General features: G+C 62.4%; 18 protein-coding genes. 13 read left to right on the top strand and 5 right to left on the bottom strand.

What is annotated here, in order from left to right; all coding sequences use genetic code 11:
- Positions 1 to 118 precede the first annotated feature (118 nt).
- The 12 genes from tsf to lpxB all read left to right on the top strand — a co-directional run bounded on the left by tsf (position 119) and on the right by lpxB (position 12,865).
- Entirely contained in the window at positions 119 to 1,051 is a 933-nt protein-coding gene (gene tsf / locus AC6H34_RS22450) for a translation elongation factor Ts (protein ID WP_448147175.1), read from the top strand.
- 184 nt (positions 1,052 to 1,235) lie between these two features.
- The gene (gene pyrH / locus AC6H34_RS22455; protein WP_448147176.1) at positions 1,236 to 1,952 is read left to right on the top strand and encodes a UMP kinase; all 717 of its coding nucleotides are present in this window, start codon (positions 1,236 to 1,238) and stop codon (positions 1,950 to 1,952) included.
- A 33-nt stretch (positions 1,953 to 1,985) separates the two neighbouring features.
- Positions 1,986 to 2,546, top strand: a complete 561-nt coding sequence (gene frr / locus AC6H34_RS22460; RefSeq protein ID WP_497540270.1) for a ribosome recycling factor — start codon at positions 1,986 to 1,988, stop codon at positions 2,544 to 2,546.
- A gap of 131 nt (positions 2,547 to 2,677) precedes the next feature.
- On the top strand, positions 2,678 to 3,445 hold the full coding sequence (locus AC6H34_RS22465; protein ID WP_448147178.1) for an isoprenyl transferase: 768 nt from the start codon (positions 2,678 to 2,680) through the stop codon (positions 3,443 to 3,445).
- A gap of 84 nt (positions 3,446 to 3,529) precedes the next feature.
- Positions 3,530 to 4,405 (top strand): phosphatidate cytidylyltransferase, encoded by an 876-nt coding sequence (locus AC6H34_RS22470; protein ID WP_497540271.1) that lies wholly within the window; start codon positions 3,530 to 3,532, stop codon positions 4,403 to 4,405.
- A 60-nt stretch (positions 4,406 to 4,465) separates the two neighbouring features.
- Positions 4,466 to 5,590, top strand: coding sequence for a M50 family metallopeptidase (locus tag AC6H34_RS22475; RefSeq protein WP_497540272.1), 1,125 nt, complete (start codon positions 4,466 to 4,468; stop codon positions 5,588 to 5,590).
- Positions 5,591 to 5,763: 173 nt separating this feature from the next.
- The gene (gene bamA, locus AC6H34_RS22480; RefSeq protein WP_497540273.1) at positions 5,764 to 8,025 is read left to right on the top strand and encodes an outer membrane protein assembly factor BamA; all 2,262 of its coding nucleotides are present in this window, start codon (positions 5,764 to 5,766) and stop codon (positions 8,023 to 8,025) included.
- Positions 8,026 to 8,395: 370 nt separating this feature from the next.
- Positions 8,396 to 9,460 carry a UDP-3-O-(3-hydroxymyristoyl)glucosamine N-acyltransferase gene (lpxD, locus tag AC6H34_RS22485; protein WP_448147183.1) on the top strand — a complete coding sequence of 355 codons (1,065 nt, stop codon included), beginning with the start codon at positions 8,396 to 8,398 and terminating at the stop codon, positions 9,458 to 9,460.
- 84 nt (positions 9,461 to 9,544) lie between these two features.
- Positions 9,545 to 10,009 carry a 3-hydroxyacyl-ACP dehydratase FabZ gene (gene fabZ / locus AC6H34_RS22490; RefSeq protein ID WP_448147184.1) on the top strand — a complete coding sequence of 155 codons (465 nt, stop codon included), beginning with the start codon at positions 9,545 to 9,547 and terminating at the stop codon, positions 10,007 to 10,009.
- Positions 10,006 to 10,827, top strand: coding sequence for an acyl-ACP--UDP-N-acetylglucosamine O-acyltransferase (gene lpxA, locus AC6H34_RS22495; protein WP_448147185.1), 822 nt, complete (start codon positions 10,006 to 10,008; stop codon positions 10,825 to 10,827). Before fabZ ends, lpxA begins: the two co-directional genes overlap by 4 nt.
- Positions 10,824 to 11,708, top strand: a complete 885-nt coding sequence (locus AC6H34_RS22500) for an LpxI family protein (protein ID WP_497540274.1) — start codon at positions 10,824 to 10,826, stop codon at positions 11,706 to 11,708. Before lpxA ends, AC6H34_RS22500 begins: the two co-directional genes overlap by 4 nt.
- Positions 11,705 to 12,865 (top strand): lipid-A-disaccharide synthase, encoded by a 1,161-nt coding sequence (gene lpxB, locus AC6H34_RS22505; protein WP_497540275.1) that lies wholly within the window; start codon positions 11,705 to 11,707, stop codon positions 12,863 to 12,865. Before AC6H34_RS22500 ends, lpxB begins: the two co-directional genes overlap by 4 nt.
- 64 nt (positions 12,866 to 12,929) lie before the next feature.
- Here the strand turns inward: lpxB and gltA are convergent, their stop codons facing one another.
- Together gltA and AC6H34_RS22515 are read right to left on the bottom strand one after the other, a co-directional pair.
- Positions 12,930 to 14,225 (bottom strand): citrate synthase, encoded by a 1,296-nt coding sequence (gene gltA / locus AC6H34_RS22510; protein ID WP_448147188.1) that lies wholly within the window; start codon positions 14,223 to 14,225, stop codon positions 12,930 to 12,932.
- Positions 14,226 to 14,568: 343 nt separating this feature from the next.
- The gene (locus AC6H34_RS22515; protein WP_497540276.1) at positions 14,569 to 15,684 is read right to left on the bottom strand and encodes an aminotransferase class I/II-fold pyridoxal phosphate-dependent enzyme; all 1,116 of its coding nucleotides are present in this window, start codon (positions 15,682 to 15,684) and stop codon (positions 14,569 to 14,571) included.
- Between the two features lie 132 nt (positions 15,685 to 15,816).
- Here AC6H34_RS22515 and AC6H34_RS22520 point away from each other — a divergent pair, with 132 nt between their 5' ends.
- The gene (locus AC6H34_RS22520) at positions 15,817 to 16,650 is read left to right on the top strand and encodes a helix-turn-helix transcriptional regulator (protein ID WP_448147190.1); all 834 of its coding nucleotides are present in this window, start codon (positions 15,817 to 15,819) and stop codon (positions 16,648 to 16,650) included.
- A gap of 42 nt (positions 16,651 to 16,692) precedes the next feature.
- Here AC6H34_RS22520 and AC6H34_RS22525 read toward each other — a convergent pair whose 3' ends face one another.
- Genes AC6H34_RS22525 through AC6H34_RS22535 form a run of 3 tightly spaced genes read right to left on the bottom strand, consistent with a single transcriptional unit; the run spans position 16,693 to position 18,897 of the window.
- Complete coding sequence (locus tag AC6H34_RS22525; protein WP_497540277.1) at positions 16,693 to 17,511, bottom strand: inositol monophosphatase family protein; 819 nt, start codon at positions 17,509 to 17,511, stop codon at positions 16,693 to 16,695.
- Between the two features lie 7 nt (positions 17,512 to 17,518).
- Complete coding sequence (locus AC6H34_RS22530; protein WP_497540278.1) at positions 17,519 to 18,205, bottom strand: ABC transporter permease; 687 nt, start codon at positions 18,203 to 18,205, stop codon at positions 17,519 to 17,521.
- Positions 18,202 to 18,897, bottom strand: a complete 696-nt coding sequence (locus AC6H34_RS22535) for an ABC transporter permease (protein ID WP_497540279.1) — start codon at positions 18,895 to 18,897, stop codon at positions 18,202 to 18,204. The genes AC6H34_RS22530 and AC6H34_RS22535 overlap by 4 nt, the downstream gene beginning before the upstream one ends.
- Between the last annotated feature and the right edge of the window lie 3 nt (positions 18,898 to 18,900).

An 18,900-nucleotide genomic window follows, 5' to 3' on the forward strand; every position in this document is an offset into this window, starting at 1 on the left:
CCATATATCGTGAAATACGGCCCGGCCGCTCGCATTCCGTTTGTCATATCGGAATGGTAAGCGCCGGGCCGCTTCCCATCACCGGACTGATTCCGGTTTCCCAACGAGGTATTCCCTGATGTCGAACATTACCGCCGCCATGGTGAAGGACCTGCGCGAACAGACTGGCGCGGGCATGATGGATTGCAAGGCCGCCCTGACCGAGACGGGCGGCGATATCGAGGCGGCTGTCGACTGGCTGCGCAAGAAGGGCTTGTCGAAGGCCGCCAAGAAGGCTGGCCGCGTCGCAGCCGAAGGTCTTGTCGCCCTGTTCGTCGAAGGCAACAAGGGCGTTGCCGTCGAGGTGAACTCCGAGACGGACTTCGTGGCTCGCAATCCTGAGTTCCAGGATCTGGTTTCCGGCATCGCCGAAGTGGCGCTGAAGGTCGGGGACGAGGTCGAGGCCATCAAGGCCGCTTCTTTCGGCGACGAGGGCACCGTTGCCGACAAGATCTCCGCCACCGTCGCCAAGATCGGCGAGCATATGTCGCTGCGCCGCGCGCAGACGCTGTCGGTCGGGCAGGGGGCGCTCGCCACCTACATCCACAACCCGGTGGTGCCGAACAAGGGCCGCATCGGCGTGATCGTTGCGCTCGAATCGACCGGCGGCAATGCCGAGAAGCTTGCGGAACTCGGTCGCCAGATCGCCATGCATGTGGCGTCCTCGAACCCGGTCGCCGTTGACGCCGCCGGCGTCGATGCCGCGACGATCGAGCGCGAGAAGGGCATCCTTGCCGACAAGTACCGCGAGCAGGGCAAGCCGGAAGCGGCCATCGCCAAGATCGTGGAGAGCGGCATCAAGACCTATTTCAAGGAAGTGACGCTGCTCGAGCAGCCCTTCATCTTCGAGCCCTCCAAGTCGGTCGGCCAGGCCATCAAGGAGAGCGAAGGCGCTGCGGGCGGCCCGATCAAGGTTGCCGGCTTCGTTCGCTACGCCCTCGGCGAAGGCATCGAGAAGCAGGAAAGCGACTTCGCGGCCGAGGTCGCTGCCCAGGCCGGTCATCCCGCCTGACGGCAGTAACGGTCTAGGGCCGGCGCGGATCTTCGGGGAGGCGTCGACGCTTCCCAACGTGCCGGGGGGCGCCTGACAAGAATACCGGCATGGCCATCTTTCGGCCATGTGGATCGATGAAACGACCAACAGGCGGCCTTGTGCCGCCTGTTGTATAAGTGGCTAGCGAATCGGAGCAGCAATCATGACGGCACTTCCCTATAAACGCGTCCTGGTAAAGCTCTCTGGTGAAGCCCTGATGGGCAAGGAATCCTTCGGTATCGATCGCGGCACGGTGCGTCGCATTGCCGAGGACGTGATCGAGGCGGTCAAGCTCGGGGTCGAGGTGGCGGTCGTGGTCGGCGGCGGCAACATCTTCCGCGGTTCGCAGATCGCCGGCATGGGCCTGTCGCGCCCGGCCGCCGACTCCATGGGCATGCTCGCCACGGTGATGAACGTCATTGCACTCGAGGCCCAACTGGCCTCGCTCGGCCAGTCAGCCCGCGCCATGTCGGGCGTAGCGATGCCCTCCGTGGTCGAGACCTATACGCGCCAGCAGGCGATGGAGCACCTCGCCAAGGACCGCGTTGTCCTGCTTGCCGGCGGCACCGGCAATCCTTTCTTCACCACGGATACCGGCGCGGCGCTGCGTGCGGCCGAACTCGAGTGCAACGTGCTGATGAAGGGCACGCAGGTCGACGGAATCTATTCCGCCGATCCGAAGAAGGATCCCACCGCCACCCGCTATGACCGGGTAACCCATGACGAGGTGATCCGAAAAGACCTCAAGATCATGGATACGGCCGCGTTTGCGCTTGCCCGCGAGGCGCGCTTGCCGATAATCGTCTTTTCGATTCATGAAGCTGGATCGATCGCCGCGGTCCTGCGGGGGCAGGCACCCTGCACCCTGGTCACAGCCTGATCGTCCAACCAGAAGATTTCCGAGGGCAGGAACATGTCTGAGTCATTCGATATTGCCGATGTCAAGCGCCGCATGGAAGGCGCGCTCAACGCGCTCAAGCATGAGCTGGGCGGCCTTCGCACGGGGCGCGCCTCTTCATCCCTGCTTGAGCCGGTGCATGTCGAAGCCTATGGCGCCAGCATGTCTCTTTCCCAGGTGGCCACGGTCTCCGTGCCGGAGCCCCGACTGATCAGCGTGCAGGTCTGGGATCGTGGCATGGTCGGCGCCGTCGAGAAGGCGATCATGAATTCCAATCTCGGCCTCAACCCGCAGACCGAGGGCCAGGTCATCCGCCTGCGCATCCCGGAGATGACGCAGGATCGCCGTAAGGAACTTGTGAAGGTGGCGCATAAGTACGCCGAATCGGCTCGCGTGGCGGTTCGGCATGTGCGCCGCGACGGTCTCGACGTCTTGAAGAAGACCGAGAAGGACGGCACCATCGGGGAGGACGAGGAAAAGCGTCTGGCCGATCAGGTGCAGAAGGCGACGGATGCGATGATTTCAGAAATCGACAAGACGCTCGCCGCCAAGGAAAAGGAAATCATGCAGGTGTGACGGGTGGGCCTTGCAACCTTCCCGCAAGGACTATTCCTCTAGCCATTTTGACACTAAATATCCACTGTCCCCCGGATGATCGTTCGATAGAATTCGTGCCAATATAGGGCGGATGAGGCTTCGAGGCACTTATGTTTGGCAGGGATCTGATCGAGGAAGCGAATGTGGCGCCGCCGACACATGTCGCCATCATCATGGACGGGAACGGTCGCTGGGCATCCAAGCGCCTGATGCCTCGTTTCGAGGGGCATCGCCGAGGTGTCGAGGCGTTGCGGCGTACGGTTCGCGCCGCATCGGATCTGGGCATCCGGTACCTCACACTCTATTCCTTCTCTTCCGAAAACTGGTCGCGTCCTCGTACCGAGGTCGACTATCTCATGGGTCTGGTGAAGCGCTTCGTCCGCAATGACCTGGCCGAGCTTCATGCCAGCAACGTCCGCGTCCTCATCATCGGCGAGCGCTCTGAGCTGGAAGGGGAGCTGGCCGACCTGCTGGCCGAGGCGGAGAATCTCACGGCTTCCAATACAGGGCTGACCCTGGTCGTGGCCTTCAACTATGGCGGCCGCCAGGAGATCGCGGCGGCGGCGCGGCGTCTTGCCGAGATGGTCGCGGCGGGCACGCTGAAGCCCGAGGAAATCACACCGGAAGTCTTCGCCGGCAAGCTTCACACTGTCGGGATACCAGATCCAGACCTGGTGATCCGGACATCCGGCGAGCAGCGCATTTCCAATTTTCTGCTCTGGCAGTCGGCCTACGCCGAATTCGTCTTCCTGCCCTTGCTCTGGCCGGATTTCGACCGGAGCGCTCTCGAAGCGGCCCTCGCGGAATACAAGTCGCGCGATCGCCGTTTTGGCAGCGTGTCAGCTGCCACGCCCTCTCGACAAGCGACATCGGGCTAGATTTGGTGCGGGGGCTGCGAAACGAGGTTGCCGGGGGAGTGCCCGGCAGTGCGCGGCCTGTCTTCGGGCGTCATCGGAACGGATATGAAATGCGGCAGACTGGACGTCACGCCCCAATCGCCTGCAGGTCCTGAGATGTCGAGTGCGCGCAAGGCCAACTGGTCAGATCTCACCGTCCGTATTGCTTCCGCAGTCGTGATGGCCGGGCTGGCGCTCGGTACCAACTGGCTTGGCGGTCTCTCATTCGTCGTGTTCTGGCTGCTGGCGGCCATCGCTGTTCTGTGCGAGTGGCTGTTCCTGATCAGGGCAGGGGCGAAGGACTGGCCGACCGTCATTGCGGCCTCGGCCTTCCTGATCCTCGCCACGGCCATGGCCCATGAAGGTCATGGCATCTCCTCGCTGCTTATTGTCGCAGGCGGAGCGATCGTCCTCGGGGCGGTCGCCATTGCAAGGCCGCGCCCGCAGCCGCTTTTGACGGCGGCGGCATTGCCCTACGCCGCCTGTGTCGTACTTCCGGTGACGTCGCTGCGGCAGGACGAGTCCCATGGCATGCTTGCCATCTTCGTGCTGTTCGCCATCGTCTGGGGTTCGGACATCATGGCCTATTTCACGGGACGCACCCTTGGCGGACCGAAACTGTGCCCCAGCATCAGCCCCAAGAAGACGTGGTCCGGCTTCATCGGCGGCGTGGTGTTCGGCGCGGCGGCAGCCGGACTTGTCGCCGGCTCCTTTGCCGTGGTTCTGGTCGGGGCCCTGCTGGCGGCGGTCTCGCAGGGCGGTGATCTCCTTGAATCCGCCCTGAAGCGCCGCTTTGATGCCAAAGATGCCAGTCATCTTATTCCGGGGCACGGCGGTGCGATGGACAGGCTCGACGGCTTCGTGGCGGCTGCCCTGGCAGCGCTGCTTATTGGATTGGTTCACGCCGGCATGCATCCGGCATCGGGGTTCGTGGCCTGGTAGGAAGCGAACCGGATCTTGGGAAAGGGGTATCGCCAGCTGGCGATACTTGAGGGTTACGGGATGATGGGTGTTCTCGACAGTCTTGGCATGGGCGCGCTCGGCTTCGTGCCGTTCGTCGTGATCATTTCCATCCTGATCTTCTTCCATGAGCTCGGGCACTTCCTGGTCGGGCGCTGGTGTGGCGTGAAGGTGGTGACCTTCTCGATCGGCTTCGGTCCCGAGCTGTTCGGATTCGACGACAAGCACGGCACGCATTGGCGCGTGGCGGCCATACCGCTGGGTGGGTATGTCCGCTTTTTCGGCGACGCCAACGCCGCCTCCATGCCGGACGTGGAGCGCAACCAGCTGATGACGCCGGAGGAGCGGGCGGTGAGCCTGTTCCACAAGCCGGTCTGGCAGCGCATCGCCATCGTCGCAGCCGGGCCGCTGGCCAATTTCATCCTCGCCGTTTTCGTCTTCGCAGCCGCATTCTCGATTTATGGTTACCCAAATAATGATGCCGTGATCGGCCCCATGAGCGTCGATGGAGCGGCTGCCAAGGCCGGCCTGCAGAGGGGGGACCGGATCGTCGAAGTCAACGGCACCAAGGTCACCGTGTTCGACCAGCTTCCCGGGCTGATCGCCGGGTCGGCCGACAAGCCCGTGAAGCTTACGATCGAACGTGGTTCTGAGACCTTCGACGTGAGCGTGGTGCCGAAAGTCACCACCGTCACGGGCCCCGACGGCAAGCCGGTCACCCAGGGCAGGATCGGCATCGGCCCCGGCGGCATGGCCCGGCTGGACCCACTGACGGCCTTGTGGACCGGGACGCTCGCGACCACGCAAACCATTGGCGCATCAGTGAATTTTATCTATGAGCTGGTCGTGGGCCGTGGAGACCCCAGCCAGGTCGCCGGCATTGTCGGCATTGCAGTGGCTTCGAAGACCATCAGTGAGACCATGGGCCTCATGGGACTCATACTGTTGACGGCAAGCCTGTCGGTCTCGGTAGGCTTCATCAATCTCCTCCCGATACCGGTTCTCGATGGCGGCCATCTGGTCTTTTACACCATCGAAGCCATCAGGGGCCGTCCGCTCGGCGCGCGTGCTCAGGAGCTTTCGTTTGGCATCGGCCTCATGTTGATAATTACAATTACGGTTTTGGTATTGGGCCATGATCTGTCACGACAAATCTATGGCGGCTGAACGGGCGTGGCGGATTCGCAACGGTCTCCCAAAAAAGGACGCCAGCCTCTTCCCGGTCGGTTTGCATGCGTCCGGAAACCCTGTAGAAGCATTTCCAATGAGCTCAATGCGGGCCTGACGGCTTTGCATGGGAACTCAAATTGGTTTGGTAAAAAGAGTGGGATTAAGACCCGATGGCAACAGCAATGTACAAGTTGAAGCTGGGCGTTGCCCTCGCGGCTGTCGCGGTTCCGTCGTTGTTCGGTGCGTTTGTGGCCTCTCCGCTGGTTGGGTCGGCCGAAGCGGCGCCTAGGAAGCAGGTTGCGGCGCGCTCGGCGCCGATCATCAACCGCATCGTCTTCGAGAAGAACAAGAAGGTCACGTCGGACCAGCTTTCCTCCATCATGGAGTCGAAGCCCGGCAATCCGGTGAACCAGGCGACCCTGAACGCCGATATCGATCGGATGAAGGAGGCCTATAACCGGGCCGGTCGCTCCACGGTCCAGATCTCCTACCGCGAAGTTCCTCTGCCGAACAACCGCGTCGACCTCGTCTTCACAGTGGCTGAAGGCGTCAAGGTCGGCATCGACGAGATCAGGTTCGTCGGCAACAACAATTACTCCGACTGGCGCCTGAAGCGTCAGATGGTGACCGTGGAATCGGGCTATCTCGGATGGCTGCGCACCACGGACACCTATGATCCGGATCGTCTGGCAGCGGACGAGGATCGCCTGCGCGTGTTCTACGTGAACCACGGCTACCCGGACTTCCGCGTTCTCTCCGTCGTACCCTCTCTCAATGAGAAGCAGGACGGCTACATCATCACCATCACGATGGACGAGGGCAAATATTACAAGTTTGGCCCTTCGCAGGTCGAGTCCACCATCTCCGACGTCAATCCCGATGAACTCCAGCACAACGTTCACTCCTGGAACAACTGGACCTATCGCGGCGAGGACGTGGACAGGACCGTTGAGGACATGACGATCCAGCTCGCTGGTTCGGGACATCCTTTCGCGCTGGTTCGTCCGCGCGCGGTCCGCGATGACGCCGGCGATACCATCGGCGTGAACTATGTCGTCGAGGAAGGCGCCAAGGTTTACATCGAGCGCATCAACATCTCCGGCAACACCCGTACGCGTGACTACGTCATCCGGCGCGAGTTCGATATCGGTGAAGGCGACCCCTACAACCAGGCGATGATCGACCGAGCGGCCCGTCGCCTGCGCAACCTCGGTTATTTCCAGAGCGTGCGCATCACCAACACGCCGGGCTCCGAGCCTGACCGCGTGGTGGTCAATGTCGAGGTCGTCGACCAGTCGACCGGCGAGTTCTCCGTGGGCGGCGGCTACTCCACCTCCGACGGCTTCCTCGGCGAAGTCTCGCTCACCGAGCGCAACTTCCTCGGTCGCGGCCAGTATGTGAAGGCGTCGGTCCAGTATGGCCAGCGCACGCAGGGCTATGGCCTGTCGTTCACTGAGCCCTACTTCATGGGTCAGCGTATCGCCGCCGGCTTCGACCTCTTCTCGAAGACGACCGACGATAGCGATTACCAATACTACAAGGATCAGACGACCGGCGGTACGATCCGTGCCGCCTTCCCGATCACCGAGAACTTCACTGTCGGCGTGAACTACACGCTCTACAGCGAAAAGGTCACCATTCCTTCGCAGTACAACGACAACAACTACCTGAACGGCGAAGCTTCGCGCGCCATCAAGGAACTGGCGGGCCATAACCGTATCGTTTCCCAGGTTGGCTACACGCTGACCTACAACTCCCTGGATGATCTGAAGCAGCCCAGCGAAGGTATCTACGCTCAGTTCAAGCAGGATATCGCCGGTCTCGGCGGTGACGCCAAATATGTGAAGTCCTCGGTCGACAGCCGCTACTATTATCCGCTGACCGACGACCTGACCCTGATGGCCCGTGCCCAGGGCGGCTACATGGTCGGCTTCGGCGGCGAGAAGCTGGCGATCGTCGACCAGTTCAATCCGGGTCCGGATCTGGTGCGCGGCTTTGCGCCCGGCGGTATCGGCGCCCGTGACCTCGCCGGCGGCGGCAAGGGCAACGGCCTTGGCGGCACGACCTATGTCGGCGGCACGCTGGAACTGCAGTTCCCGATCTTCGGCCTGCCGCGTGAAGTCGGCCTGCGTGGCGCGATCTTCGCCGATGCCGGTACCGTGTTCGGATATGGCGGCACGAAGTACAGCCAGGCTTGCGTGGCGATCCCGGGCGGTGGCAACACCGGCAACTGTAACTCCGGCGGCGGCGCGGGCAGTGGCGTGCGCCAGTTCGATCTGGTCGACAGCCACCAGATCCGCTCGTCCATCGGCGCCAGCTTGCTTTGGGCTTCTCCGATCGGCCCGCTGCGCTTCGACTATGCTTACGTCCTGACCAAGGCCAAGCATGACGATACCCAGGCCTTCCATTTCGGCACGATCGTCAACTATTGATGGTCCGCCTGATCGAGGCACGCCGGCCGGTTCCATTGGAACCGGCCGGTTTTTTGTGCTTATGGCACCGGCTGTCTCCGCAGCGTGGCGCAAGGTTCTGAAATATTCGGTGTTTTGTTCTGCTGGGCGGACTGGTGTATGGGCAGGTTCTGTCGCCTCGCCGGTAACGCTTTTGCAAATCGGCGGGTGTAATCGTAAGAACCGATCAGCTGAAGGCGCGCTCTGCGTCCGGTGCTGGTTTCCTGGAGCATGACGCGTTCGGGCGGCAACGCTGTTTTGCTTCGACTGTTAGTTTCGACGTGTTTCGTGATTCCTGGTGGATCCTTGGGATCACAAGTGTCTTCCTGAGGCTGATTGCAGCGTGGATATGATGACTGATCCGGTTTTCTTTCGGGCGCGGGGCCGGCTTTTGGTGGCGGACATCACCCGCCTCACCGGTGCGGAGCCGATCGAGGGCGTGTCGCCGGATATCGCGGTGGAGCGCGTAGCGCCGCTCGACCAGGCGGGTGAGGGGGATCTCAGCTTCCTCGAGAATCCGCACTATCTGCCGATGTTGGCCTCGTCCAAGGCTGCGCTGATCCTCATTTCGCCGAAATTCCTCGACCGGGCCCCAAAGAACGCTCCACTTCTGGTGGCCCGCGAGCCGTATCGTGCCTTCGCCCAGGTTGGCATCGCACTGTTTCCGGAGGCTGCGCGCCCTCAGTCCTTTTTCGGCGCAAAGGGAATTTCTCCCGGTGCCGTGGTCCATCCCGAAGCGCGGCTGGAGATCGGGGTCACCGTCGATCCAGGCGCCGTCATTGGCCCCCGGGCAGAGATCGGTGCCGGGACGATCGTCGGTGCCAACGCCGTCATCGGGCCGGATGTTCGGATCGGCCGCGACTGCTCCATCAGCGCGAACGCCGTCATCCAGCATTCGCTCGTCGGCAATCGGGTCATCATCCATCCGGGAGCTTGTCTCGGACAGGACGGTTTCGGCTTTTCGATGGGACCGCGCGGGCATCTGAAAGTACCCCAGGTCGGGCGGGTGGTGATCCAGGACGACGTCGAGATCGGCGCCGGCACGACGATCGATCGTGGTGCCAACAGGGACACCATTATCGGCGAGGGCACCAAGATCGATAACCAAGTGCAGATTGGGCACAACGTGATGGTTGGCCGGCATTGCGTGCTGGTTGCGAAGGTGGGTATTTCCGGTTCGACCGTGCTGGAGGACTTCGTGGTGATGGGTGGGGCTTCGGCGACCGTCGGCCATATTCGCATCGGCATGGGCGCTCAGATCGCAGGCGCGGCCAATGTGAAGGACGACGTCCCGCCCGGCGCCCGCATGGCGGGCACGCCCGCTCAGCCCCTAGGCGATTTTGCCCGCGAACTGGCGGTGCTGAAGCGCCTGGTCAAGGAAACACGGGGACGGACTGACACCAAGAAGGAAGGCTGATCCGCGCTCCGTAGCCCATAAGGCAGCGACAAACAACGAAAGGGCCTTGTCCTCGGGCAAGCCAATTCAGAAGACGAGACTGTTATGACTGAGACAAAGCCCGCGACGCTCGAATCCGTCGACATCGGCAAGCTGATGACCTTGCTGCCGCATCGCTATCCGTTCCTGCTGGTCGACCGCATCATTGAGATCGACCACGACAATTCGGCGATCGGCATCAAGAACGTCACTGTCAACGAGCCACATTTTACCGGCCATTTTCCGGAGCAGCCCGTGATGCCGGGCGTGCTGGTGATCGAGGCGATGGCCCAGACCGCCGGCGCGATCTGCGTTCTCAACGCCATGGGCAATGCCCGGCCCAAGGTCGTCTACTTCATGACGATCGACGAGTGCCGCTTCCGCAAGCCCGTGACGCCGGGTGACCAGGTGCGCTTGCACATGACCAAAATCAAGAATCGCCGCAACATGTGGTGGTACAAGGGTGAGGCCAAGGTGGACGGCGTGATCGTTGCCGAGGCGACGATCTCGGCCATGGTGGTGATGGAATGACGCAGACGTCAGCTCCGGCCATCCACCCGACGGCGATCATCGCAGCCGGCGCCGACATCGGCGCGGGCGTTTCAATCGGACCCTATTGTATCGTGGGCGAGAACGTCGTGCTCGGCGAAGGCGTGGTCCTGCATGCGCATGTCGTCGTGACCGGCCATACCACCATCGGTCCACGCACGCAGGTCTATTCCTTCGCCGCTCTCGGCTATCCGCCGCAGGATCTGAAGTATCGCGGCGAAGTCTCCCAACTCGTCATCGGTGCCGATTGTGTCATCCGCGAAGGCGTCACCATGCATCCCGGCACGACGGGAGGGGGCTTGCTCACTCGTACCGGCGATCACTGCTGGTTCCTTGCGCAGAGCCACGTCGCCCATGACTGCAAGATCGGCGACTATGTCATCTTCTCCAACAACGTCATGCTGGCCGGTCACGTCCAGGTGGGAGACTATGTCATCATAAGCGGCGGCGCCGCGGTCCATCAGTTCTCCCGCATCGGCGCCCATGCCTTTATCGGGGGTATTGCCGGCGTCGAGAACGATGTGATTCCCTTCGGCATGGCGCTTGGCAATCGTGCCAGCTTGGCGGGTCTCAACATCGTGGGCCTCAAGCGCCGCGGTTTCGACCGCAACCAGATTCACGCGCTGCGCCATGCCTATCGTGCCTTGTTCGCGCCCGAGGGCACGCTCAAGGAGCGGGTCGAGAAGGTAGCCGAGGAGTTCGCCGACCATCCGGCCGTGATGCAGATCGTCGATTTCGTGCGTACCGGGGGCGACCGCGCCCTGGTGACCCCGCGTGACCTCGCGGGCGTCGACGCGTGAGCGCAGCCACGGCCGTCGGCGCGGGCCCTCTGGCGATCATCGCTGGGGCGGGCCGCTTGCCGGCGGAGATTGCGGCCGAGGTGGCGGAACGCCAGGAAGACGTGGCCATCCTGCCCATCAAGGGCGTGGCGAATGCGGATTTTTCCGCCTTCCGGCAGCGCCCGGTCGGCATGCTCGACCCCAATGGCGTGCTCGCGGCGCTCGCGGATCTCGATGCGCGAGCAGTAATCATGGCGGGCACCGTTCATCGACCAGGCATCGGATTGGTGATGGCTGGCTATGAGGCGGTGCGCAACCGCGAAGAGATCCGCAAGGTGGTGCAGGGCGGCGATGACAATCTCCTTCGCGGCATCATTGCCTTCCTTGAAGATAACGGCTTTCCGGTGCTCGGCGTGCGGGACGTGGCGCCGCGGCTGATGGTGCAGGAGGGCCTTCTGGGTCGACACGCGCCCACGGAGGCCGACACACAGGACATTGCCTCCGGACGGAGGGCCCTGGCTGCGATGGGCTTGAGCGATATCGGTCAGGGTCTGATCGTCGCCCAGCACCGCATATTGGCAGTCGAAGCTGCCGAGGGGACCGACAACATGATCCGCCGCGTGACCGGCCTGCGCCGCAAGGGTTTGATCGGACGGCTATTGCGGCATGGCAGGCCGGCAATTGCGGAGCAGACAGGCGGCGTGCTCGTCAAGGCCGCGAAGCCTGGCCAGGACTTTCGTGTCGACCTGCCGGCCATTGGTCCGCGCACGGTGCGTCTTGCCCGCGAAGCCGGACTAGGCGGCATTGCAATCGAGGCCGGGAGCGTTCTGGTGGTGGAGCGGGAAATGACCATTCGCGCCGCGGATGCGGCCGGGCTCTACATCATAGGTGTCGCGCCATGACGGAGCGCCCGCTTCATATCGCCCTCGTCATCGGCGAACACTCCGGCGACCAACTCGGGTTCAAGCTCATCCAGGCCTTGCGTACTGCGGTCCAGGGGCCCGTCCGCTTTACGGGCGTGGCGGGGCCGGCCATGAGTCGCGAGGGCATGGAAAGCTTGTTTCCATTGGATGACATCGCCGTGATGGGCTTCGGCGACGTCATCCGGCGCTACCCGACGATCCGGTCCCGGGCCTGGACGGCGATCGATCATATCGTCGCGGAGCCGCCTGACGTGCTCGTCATCATCGACAGCCCGGATTTCACGCATGCCGTCGCCAAGCGCGTGCGCAAGCGGTTACCGAGCCTGCCCGTCGTCAACTATGTCTCGCCCAGTGTCTGGGCGTGGAGGCCGGGACGTGCCAGGAAGATGAAGGCCTATGTGGACCATGTCCTGGCCTTGCTGCCCTTCGAACCGGAGGCTTACAAGCGGCTCGACGGGCCGCCTTGCACCTATGTGGGCCATCCCCTGATCGAGCGCCTTGCCGAGCTTCGACCCAATCGGGAGGAACAGGCGGCGAGGGATGGCGAAAGGCCGCTCATTCTCGTCCTGCCGGGCAGCCGCTCCGGTGAAGTCGCGCGGCTTACTGATATTTTCGGCGCGACGCTGCAGCGCCTGGCAACGGCGATCGGTCCCTTGGACACCGTCCTGCCTACCGTGCCGCGCCATGCCGCTCATCTGACGGAGGCGACGGCGTCCTGGCCGCACAAGCCCCGGATTGTGTCGGACGAGGCAGAGAAGTTTGCCGCGTTCCGCCGCGCCCGCGGGGCGCTGGCTGCTTCCGGCACGGTGACGCTGGAACTGGCGCTCTCGCAGATTCCGATGATCGGGGCCTACCGTTTCCCGGCCTGGGAGGCCTTTCTCGCCCGTCGTCTGGTAAAGGCGCCCTTCTTCCTGCTGCCGAACCTCATTGTCGGCCGCAGGGCCGTGCCGGAACTCTTCCAGGAAGAGGTGACGCCGGAAAACCTGGCTGCCATCCTCACGCCGCTGCTGGGCGAGACGCCGGAGCGGGCAGGACAGATGCAGGCTTTCGACGAAATCGACCGGCGCATGCAGGTCGTGGGCGAGACGCCCTCGCAACGCGCGGCGCGCATTGTATTGGAGACCATACGGCGCTGATATCCGCCGGCATCGAAACGCGGCGCAACAAAAAAGGGGCCGGTCGCGGGACCGGCCCCTTCGTTCAACCGCGGCGCTGGGCCGGGGAGATGTAGTCGCGGCGCGTTGCACCGGTGTAGAGCTGACGCGGGCGGCCGATCTTCTGGGAAGGGTCTTCGATCATTTCCTTCCACTGCGCGATCCAGCCCACGGTACGTGCGAGCGCAAACAGCACGGTGAACATCGAGGTGGGGAAGCCCATCGCCTTGAGGGTGATGCCCGAATAGAAATCGATGTTCGGATAAAGCTTCTTCTCGACGAAGTATTCGTCGTGCAGGGCGATGCGTTCAAGTTCGAGAGCCACCTCGAGAAGCGGATCGTCCTTGTGGCCGAGTTCGTTCAGCACCTCGTGGGTGGTGCGCTGCATGATCTTGGCGCGGGGATCGTAGTTCTTGTAGACGCGATGCCCGAAACCCATCAGGCGGAACGGGTCGTTCTTGTCCTTGGCCTTGGCGATATACTGCGGGATGCGGTCGACCGTGCCGATTTCCTGCAGCATCTTGAGAGCCGCTTCGTTGGCACCGCCATGGGCGGGTCCCCACAGGCAGGCGATGCCGGCAGCGATGCAGGCAAATGGGTTGGCACCCGACGAACCAGCGAGGCGCACCGTCGAGGTCGAAGCGTTCTGCTCGTGGTCGGCATGAAGGATGAAGATGCGATCGAGCGCCCGCGCCAGGATCGGATTGGGCTTGTATTCCTCGCACGGTACCGAGAAGCACATCCGCAGGAAGTTCGAGGGATAATCCAGGCTGTTCTGCGGATACACGAAAGGCTGGCCGATGGAATATTTGTAGGCCATCGCCGCCAGCGTCGGCATCTTCGCGATCAGGCGCATCGACGAAATCATGCGCTGGTGTGGATCGGAGATGTCGGTGGAGTCGTGATAGAAGGCGGAGAGGGCGCCGACGGAAGCGACCATGACAGCCATCGGATGCGCGTCGCGACGGAAGCCCTGGAAGAAGCGGGCCATCTGCTCGTGCACCATGGTATGGCGCGTGACGCGATAATCGAAATCGGCCTTCTGGGCCATGGTCGGCAATTCGCCGTACAGCAGCAGGTAGCAGGTCTCGAGAAAGTCGCCATGCTCGGCGAGTTGTTCAATCGGATAGCCGCGATAGAGCAGGACGCCCTCGTCGCCGTCAATGTAGGTGATCTGGGATTCACAGCTCGCCGTCGAGGTGAAGCCCGGATCGTAAGTAAACATACCCGTATGCTTATAAAGTGAGGCAATATCGACAACCGCCGGACCGACGGAGCCGGCCTTGGTCGGCAACTCGATCGTCTTGTCGTCAATAGTCAGAGTCGCCGTATTACCGGTCATGCAATCCTCCTTGTACGGAAAATCAGCGCGTCACGCATGAGCCCGGGGTGGGCACTGCCCCGTGGAGGGCCAGCGTATCCGTTCATCCGTTCACGTTGGGTAGACCATTTGCTGCAACGCCGCAAGAATGACTGCGGACCAAACCGAGGGTTCACTTCGCCATTTGCGATAGGTAGGATGATTGACGGGTTGCGCCGATGAATGCTTTCGCATCACGGGCGAAAATGGCGTCGGCCTTCACTCCGGCGGGGCGACATTCGCTCTCTTTGTGGGCGGATGCTCACGATCGGGAGGTGGCGGCAAGCGCCTTTCGCGAGGGGCGAGGCCGTTTCGGGGTATCGGGTCACCGGCCTGCGTTGGCTTCTCGCAAGAGCGTGGAAACTCCCTGGAGGCCGCCGATGAGTTCCTCTTCCGTCGGCCAGCCGTAGCCGATCCTGAAATAGCGCTTCGACATTTCGAACCAATGACCGGGACCGACATAAGTTCCCTGCTCGTCGAGAAGGCGACGATGGAACAGGTCGAGGTCGAAATTCGAGTCGACGGCAAGCCGGGCAAAGCCGACCACGCCGCCTTGAGGGCGAACCCACTCGGCCAGCGGCTCCCTGTCGATCCAGGCCTGTACGATGTCGCGGCGGTGGCTCATATCCGGGAGGACCTTCTCCAGGAAGCCGGTGCGATGTTCCAGCATCCGGCGAGCGACGAGTTCATCGATCACGCTGCCGCAGATGCCGATCTGTTCCTTGGCTGCCAGAAAGCGCTCGTAGAGCGAGGCATCCCGTGTAACCAGCCAGCCGATGCGGATGCCTGGGATGCCGTATGCCTTCGAAAGGGAACTTACGCTGATCGCGTGCGGACTGAGGCTCGCGGCGACCGGAAGCTGCGCGCCGTAGCTCAGATCCCGGTAGGTCTCGTCGACCAGCAGATAGCAGCCATGACGTTCGGCCAGGGCAACGAGGGCGTCCAGATCCGCGCCACTCATCATCGTACCGGTCGGATTATGGGGGCAGGTGACACTGATATAGCGGGTATTCGGTCTCAGGGCCTGCGAGACCGCCTCGATATCGATCAGGAAGCCGCTGTCGAAATCGAGGTCGATATAGCTGATCTGGCACCCTATCGCCCGAGGCGTCTCAATATTGGTGGCGTAGTTGGGACGCACCACGATCAGATGGTCGCGCTCGGAGAGGAGGCTCGTCGCGATGATGAAGAGCGCCCCGGCAGCACCTGCCGTGATCAGAACCTGATCCGCGGACAGGCCGGAAGCCTGGGCAGCGACCAGGTGACGCAATTCGCTGTCGCCGCGATGCTCGCCGTAGAAGAGGGTGGCGTCCGGAAGAGAAAATCCAATATCCGACAATCGCTGATCGGCAATCGAACTTTCCGAGAGGTTGAAGCGGATGCGGTCGTAACCGTATTCCTCAGGTGCTTCCTTTTCGATGACCATCCTTGCATAGTTCATGGCGACCGTCTCCAACCCTGCAGCGAGGCCGCCGCATTCACGGCTTCAGGGGTAGTGACAATTGCCCGGACGGGCCATCCTCCCAAGGGGGGAGTTCGCCGGACACCTCGATAGGAGCATTCGAAGTCGACCATGCCCCCCGCCGAATACAAGCAGCTTGCCAACATCATAGAGGCGGTCGGTACGCCGGAATTCTTCCATCTCTTCACGAATTGGATACGTAGTTCTGTCCCGTTCGATCTGATCGCAATCGTGATCTATCGCGGGCATGGCCTGCCATTACATGTCCATGACGATTTCAGGGAGGAAGCCGCCCGCAAGGGGCTTCGGCAATATCTGGCGCAGACCTACATCCTGAACCCCTTTTTCCAGCGCCACCTGCACGGCCTCGCCTCGGGGGTCTATCGCGTCGGGGAACTTGCGCCAGACCGGTATCTGTCGAGCGATGTCTACAAGTCCTACGAGGTCATCGTCGCCGAACAGGAGGAGATAGGCTACCTCACCAGGGACTGGCCGCGCGGTCTTGAAGAGGTGGATATCGCGGTGCCGCTGGACGCTGGCGAAACCACCGAGATCGGACTCTACAGGGCAAAGCATGGCGGCGGATTCAGCGACGGCATGATCGCCAGGCTCCAGGAGATGCTGCCTTTCATCGACGTCGCCTTCAGGCAGCATTGGCAGCGCATCAAGACCAGGATCGTGCTCGACAATTCGGCCCGCACGGCACTTGCCGAGGAGGCGTTCCGCAGTTTCGGAGAGGGGAGGCTCACCGGCCGCGAGCGCGAGGTCATGGTGATGGTCCTGCGTGGGCATTCCTCAGATTCGGTCGCCGCCAACCTCGACATTTCCCGCACGACCGTGAAGAGCCACCGCAAGAATGCCTATGAGAAGCTGGGAATTTCGACACAGGCCGAACTTCTCTCGCTCTTCATCGATCATGTGCGGGCACGGATGGAAGAGAGCTGAGTTCGCGAATGGCTCCTGGCTCACCTGCTTTCGAAAGCCTGCTCAGCCCATGTCGTTCAGGATGCGGAGCACTTGATCGTGGTGGGCGGGATCTCCCGTCGCGACATAGCGCTTGCCCGAGTGGATGGTGAGGGGCCTTCCTTCCCAGTCGGTGATGCGGCCGCCGGCGTTGGCGATGACCGGAACGAGTGCGCAGAAATCGAAGGGGTCGTGTCCCGTCTCGATGCCGATATGCATCTGTCCGTTCGCAATGCTGCCATAGCCGTAGCAGTTGGCGCCATAGACGCAGAAATTCACGCGTTTGCGCAGGCGGTCGAAGGCGGCGCGCTCGGCTCCCTGGAAAGGCTCGGGATTGCCGGTGAAGAGGACGCTCCGCTCGAGTGCGAGACCCTTGCTGCTTGCAACGGCTACACCGTTGAAGGTTGTCCCCAGGCCATCGACTCCCAGCCAGCGCTCATTGGTATAGGGCTGCTCGATTACGCCCAGCACCGGCGTCCCACGCCAGGTCAGGGCGATCAGCGTCCCATAGACGGGGATGCCGCCGATGAAGGGCTTGGTGCCGTCGATGGGATCGATGACCCAGACGAGGTCGCGGTCGAGGCCCGTCGGCTCGAATTCCTCGCCCAGAACGCCATGCCGCGGATGATCGCGCGCGATGACGCGGCGAAGTTCACGCTCGATCTCCCGGTCGATCGCCGTCACCGGACTTGCATCCGCCTTGAGGTCGAAGGAGCGAGCATCCGGCGCGCGGCCCGGCCCCGCGTGGCGATGGATGATCGCGCGGCTGGCGTCGGCAAGGCGATTGGCGAAGGCCGCGTAGTCCTGCAGATCGCCCCGCGAGACGCTCGAAGGGATAGGCAAGTCGGAATCACCTTTTCAGATATCGATTGAGGCGCGTCTCGATCACGCCCACGGCCCTCTGTATCACACCTGTCAGAGCGAGATAGATCACCGCCGCCGAAATGAAGATCTCGTAGGGCGCGAAACTGCGTGCAACGATCGTGCGCGCCACGCCGGTAACGTCTAGCAGCGTAATCGTGCTGGCGAGAGCCGTGGATTTGAGCAGGCTCACCATTTCATTGCCGTACGCAGGCAGCGCCAGGCGCAAGGCGAGTGGGAAGGTGATCTTGATGAATACCTGCGGCCGCGTCAGGCCAAGGGCCAGCCCGGCCTCCCTCAGGCCCTTGGACACGCCGAGGAAGCCGCCCCGCAGGATCTCGGCGGTATAGGCCGTCGTATTGAGCACCAGGGCGAGCAGCATGCACCATTGCGGTTCTCGCAGGATCGGCCAGAGCACGCCGTGGCGCACGAAGCCGAGTTGCGGCATGCCGTAGTAGATCATGAAGATTTGCACCAGCAGGGGCGTTCCCCTGAAGAAATATATGTAGGCGGCGGCCGGCCACTTCAGGATCGGCATCAGGCGCAGGAGCGCCATGGCCAGGCCGCAGGCGAAGCCGATGACGATCGCACCGAAAAGGAGTTCGAGCGTGATCTCCAGGCCGAGGAGGAGAGGTCCCAGGCTGTCGAGGATCAGCTGAAAATCGATACCCATCATCCCCTCGCAAGATGGCTGTTCGCCCGCTTTTCGAGCCAGCCCATCGTGACGCCCACGAGGGTGGTAAAGGCGAGGTAGATCAGGGACACCAGAAGGTAGATCTCGAAAGGCCTGGAGGTTACCGAGGACGCCATTTCCGCGGTGAACATGATCTCCTGCAGGCCGATCAACGATATCAGCGAGGTATCCTTCACCAATGAAGTCAGGTGATTGCCAAGGCTCGGCAGGGCGAGGCGCCACATCTGGGGGAAGCGAACGAGTGCGAAAGCCTGCCATCGGCTAAGGCCGAGCACGTAGGCCGCCTCCATCTGACCGATGCCGACCCCCAGGAACGCGCCGCGAAAAGTCTCGGTGGCAGCCGCTCCCACGATAAGGCTGATGACGAACGAGCCCGTCCAGAAGGGCGAGATGTCGACGAATTTGATCCCGGGGTCGAAGGCCTGGGCTATCCAGGTCAGGCTCGAGGCGGATCCGAAATAGACCAGCAGCAGGATCAGGAATTCCGGCGTGCCGCGGAACAGCACCGTATAGGCGTTCGCTAGTTTTACCCTCCAGGGCCGCCCCGACAGTTTTGCTGCTGCGCCGACGAGCCCGAATATGACGGTCAATACGAGCGAAACCAGGAAAACCGCGACGATGACGAAGGTGCCTTGAACGAACTGCCAACCCCAGTCGGTGATGATCTCAAGCATTGG

The sequence above is a fragment of the Labrys sp. ALF-8 genome (genome assembly GCF_059699065.1).

Bases quoted from the DNA above. Each gene is read 5' to 3' on its own strand.
- AC6H34_RS22520 (WP_448147190.1), top strand. From the start codon at position 15,817: ATGCCCCCCGCCGAATACAAGCAGCTTGCCAACATCATAGAGGCGGTC.
- frr (WP_497540270.1), top strand. From the start codon at position 1,986: ATGTCTGAGTCATTCGATATTGCCGATGTCAAGCGCCGCATGGAAGGC.
- AC6H34_RS22465 (WP_448147178.1), top strand. From the start codon at position 2,678: ATGTTTGGCAGGGATCTGATCGAGGAAGCGAATGTGGCGCCGCCGACA.
- lpxB (WP_497540275.1), top strand. From the start codon at position 11,705: ATGACGGAGCGCCCGCTTCATATCGCCCTCGTCATCGGCGAACACTCC.
- lpxA (WP_448147185.1), top strand. From the start codon at position 10,006: ATGACGCAGACGTCAGCTCCGGCCATCCACCCGACGGCGATCATCGCA.
- pyrH (WP_448147176.1), top strand. From the start codon at position 1,236: ATGACGGCACTTCCCTATAAACGCGTCCTGGTAAAGCTCTCTGGTGAA.
- AC6H34_RS22515 (WP_497540276.1), bottom strand. From the start codon at position 15,684: ATGAACTATGCAAGGATGGTCATCGAAAAGGAAGCACCTGAGGAATAC.
- AC6H34_RS22470 (WP_497540271.1), top strand. From the start codon at position 3,530: ATGAAATGCGGCAGACTGGACGTCACGCCCCAATCGCCTGCAGGTCCT.
- tsf (WP_448147175.1), top strand. From the start codon at position 119: ATGTCGAACATTACCGCCGCCATGGTGAAGGACCTGCGCGAACAGACT.
- fabZ (WP_448147184.1), top strand. From the start codon at position 9,545: ATGACTGAGACAAAGCCCGCGACGCTCGAATCCGTCGACATCGGCAAG.
- gltA (WP_448147188.1), bottom strand. From the start codon at position 14,225: ATGACCGGTAATACGGCGACTCTGACTATTGACGACAAGACGATCGAG.
- bamA (WP_497540273.1), top strand. From the start codon at position 5,764: ATGGCAACAGCAATGTACAAGTTGAAGCTGGGCGTTGCCCTCGCGGCT.
- AC6H34_RS22535 (WP_497540279.1), bottom strand. From the start codon at position 18,897: ATGCTTGAGATCATCACCGACTGGGGTTGGCAGTTCGTTCAAGGCACC.
- AC6H34_RS22530 (WP_497540278.1), bottom strand. From the start codon at position 18,205: ATGATGGGTATCGATTTTCAGCTGATCCTCGACAGCCTGGGACCTCTC.
- AC6H34_RS22475 (WP_497540272.1), top strand. From the start codon at position 4,466: ATGATGGGTGTTCTCGACAGTCTTGGCATGGGCGCGCTCGGCTTCGTG.
- lpxD (WP_448147183.1), top strand. From the start codon at position 8,396: ATGACTGATCCGGTTTTCTTTCGGGCGCGGGGCCGGCTTTTGGTGGCG.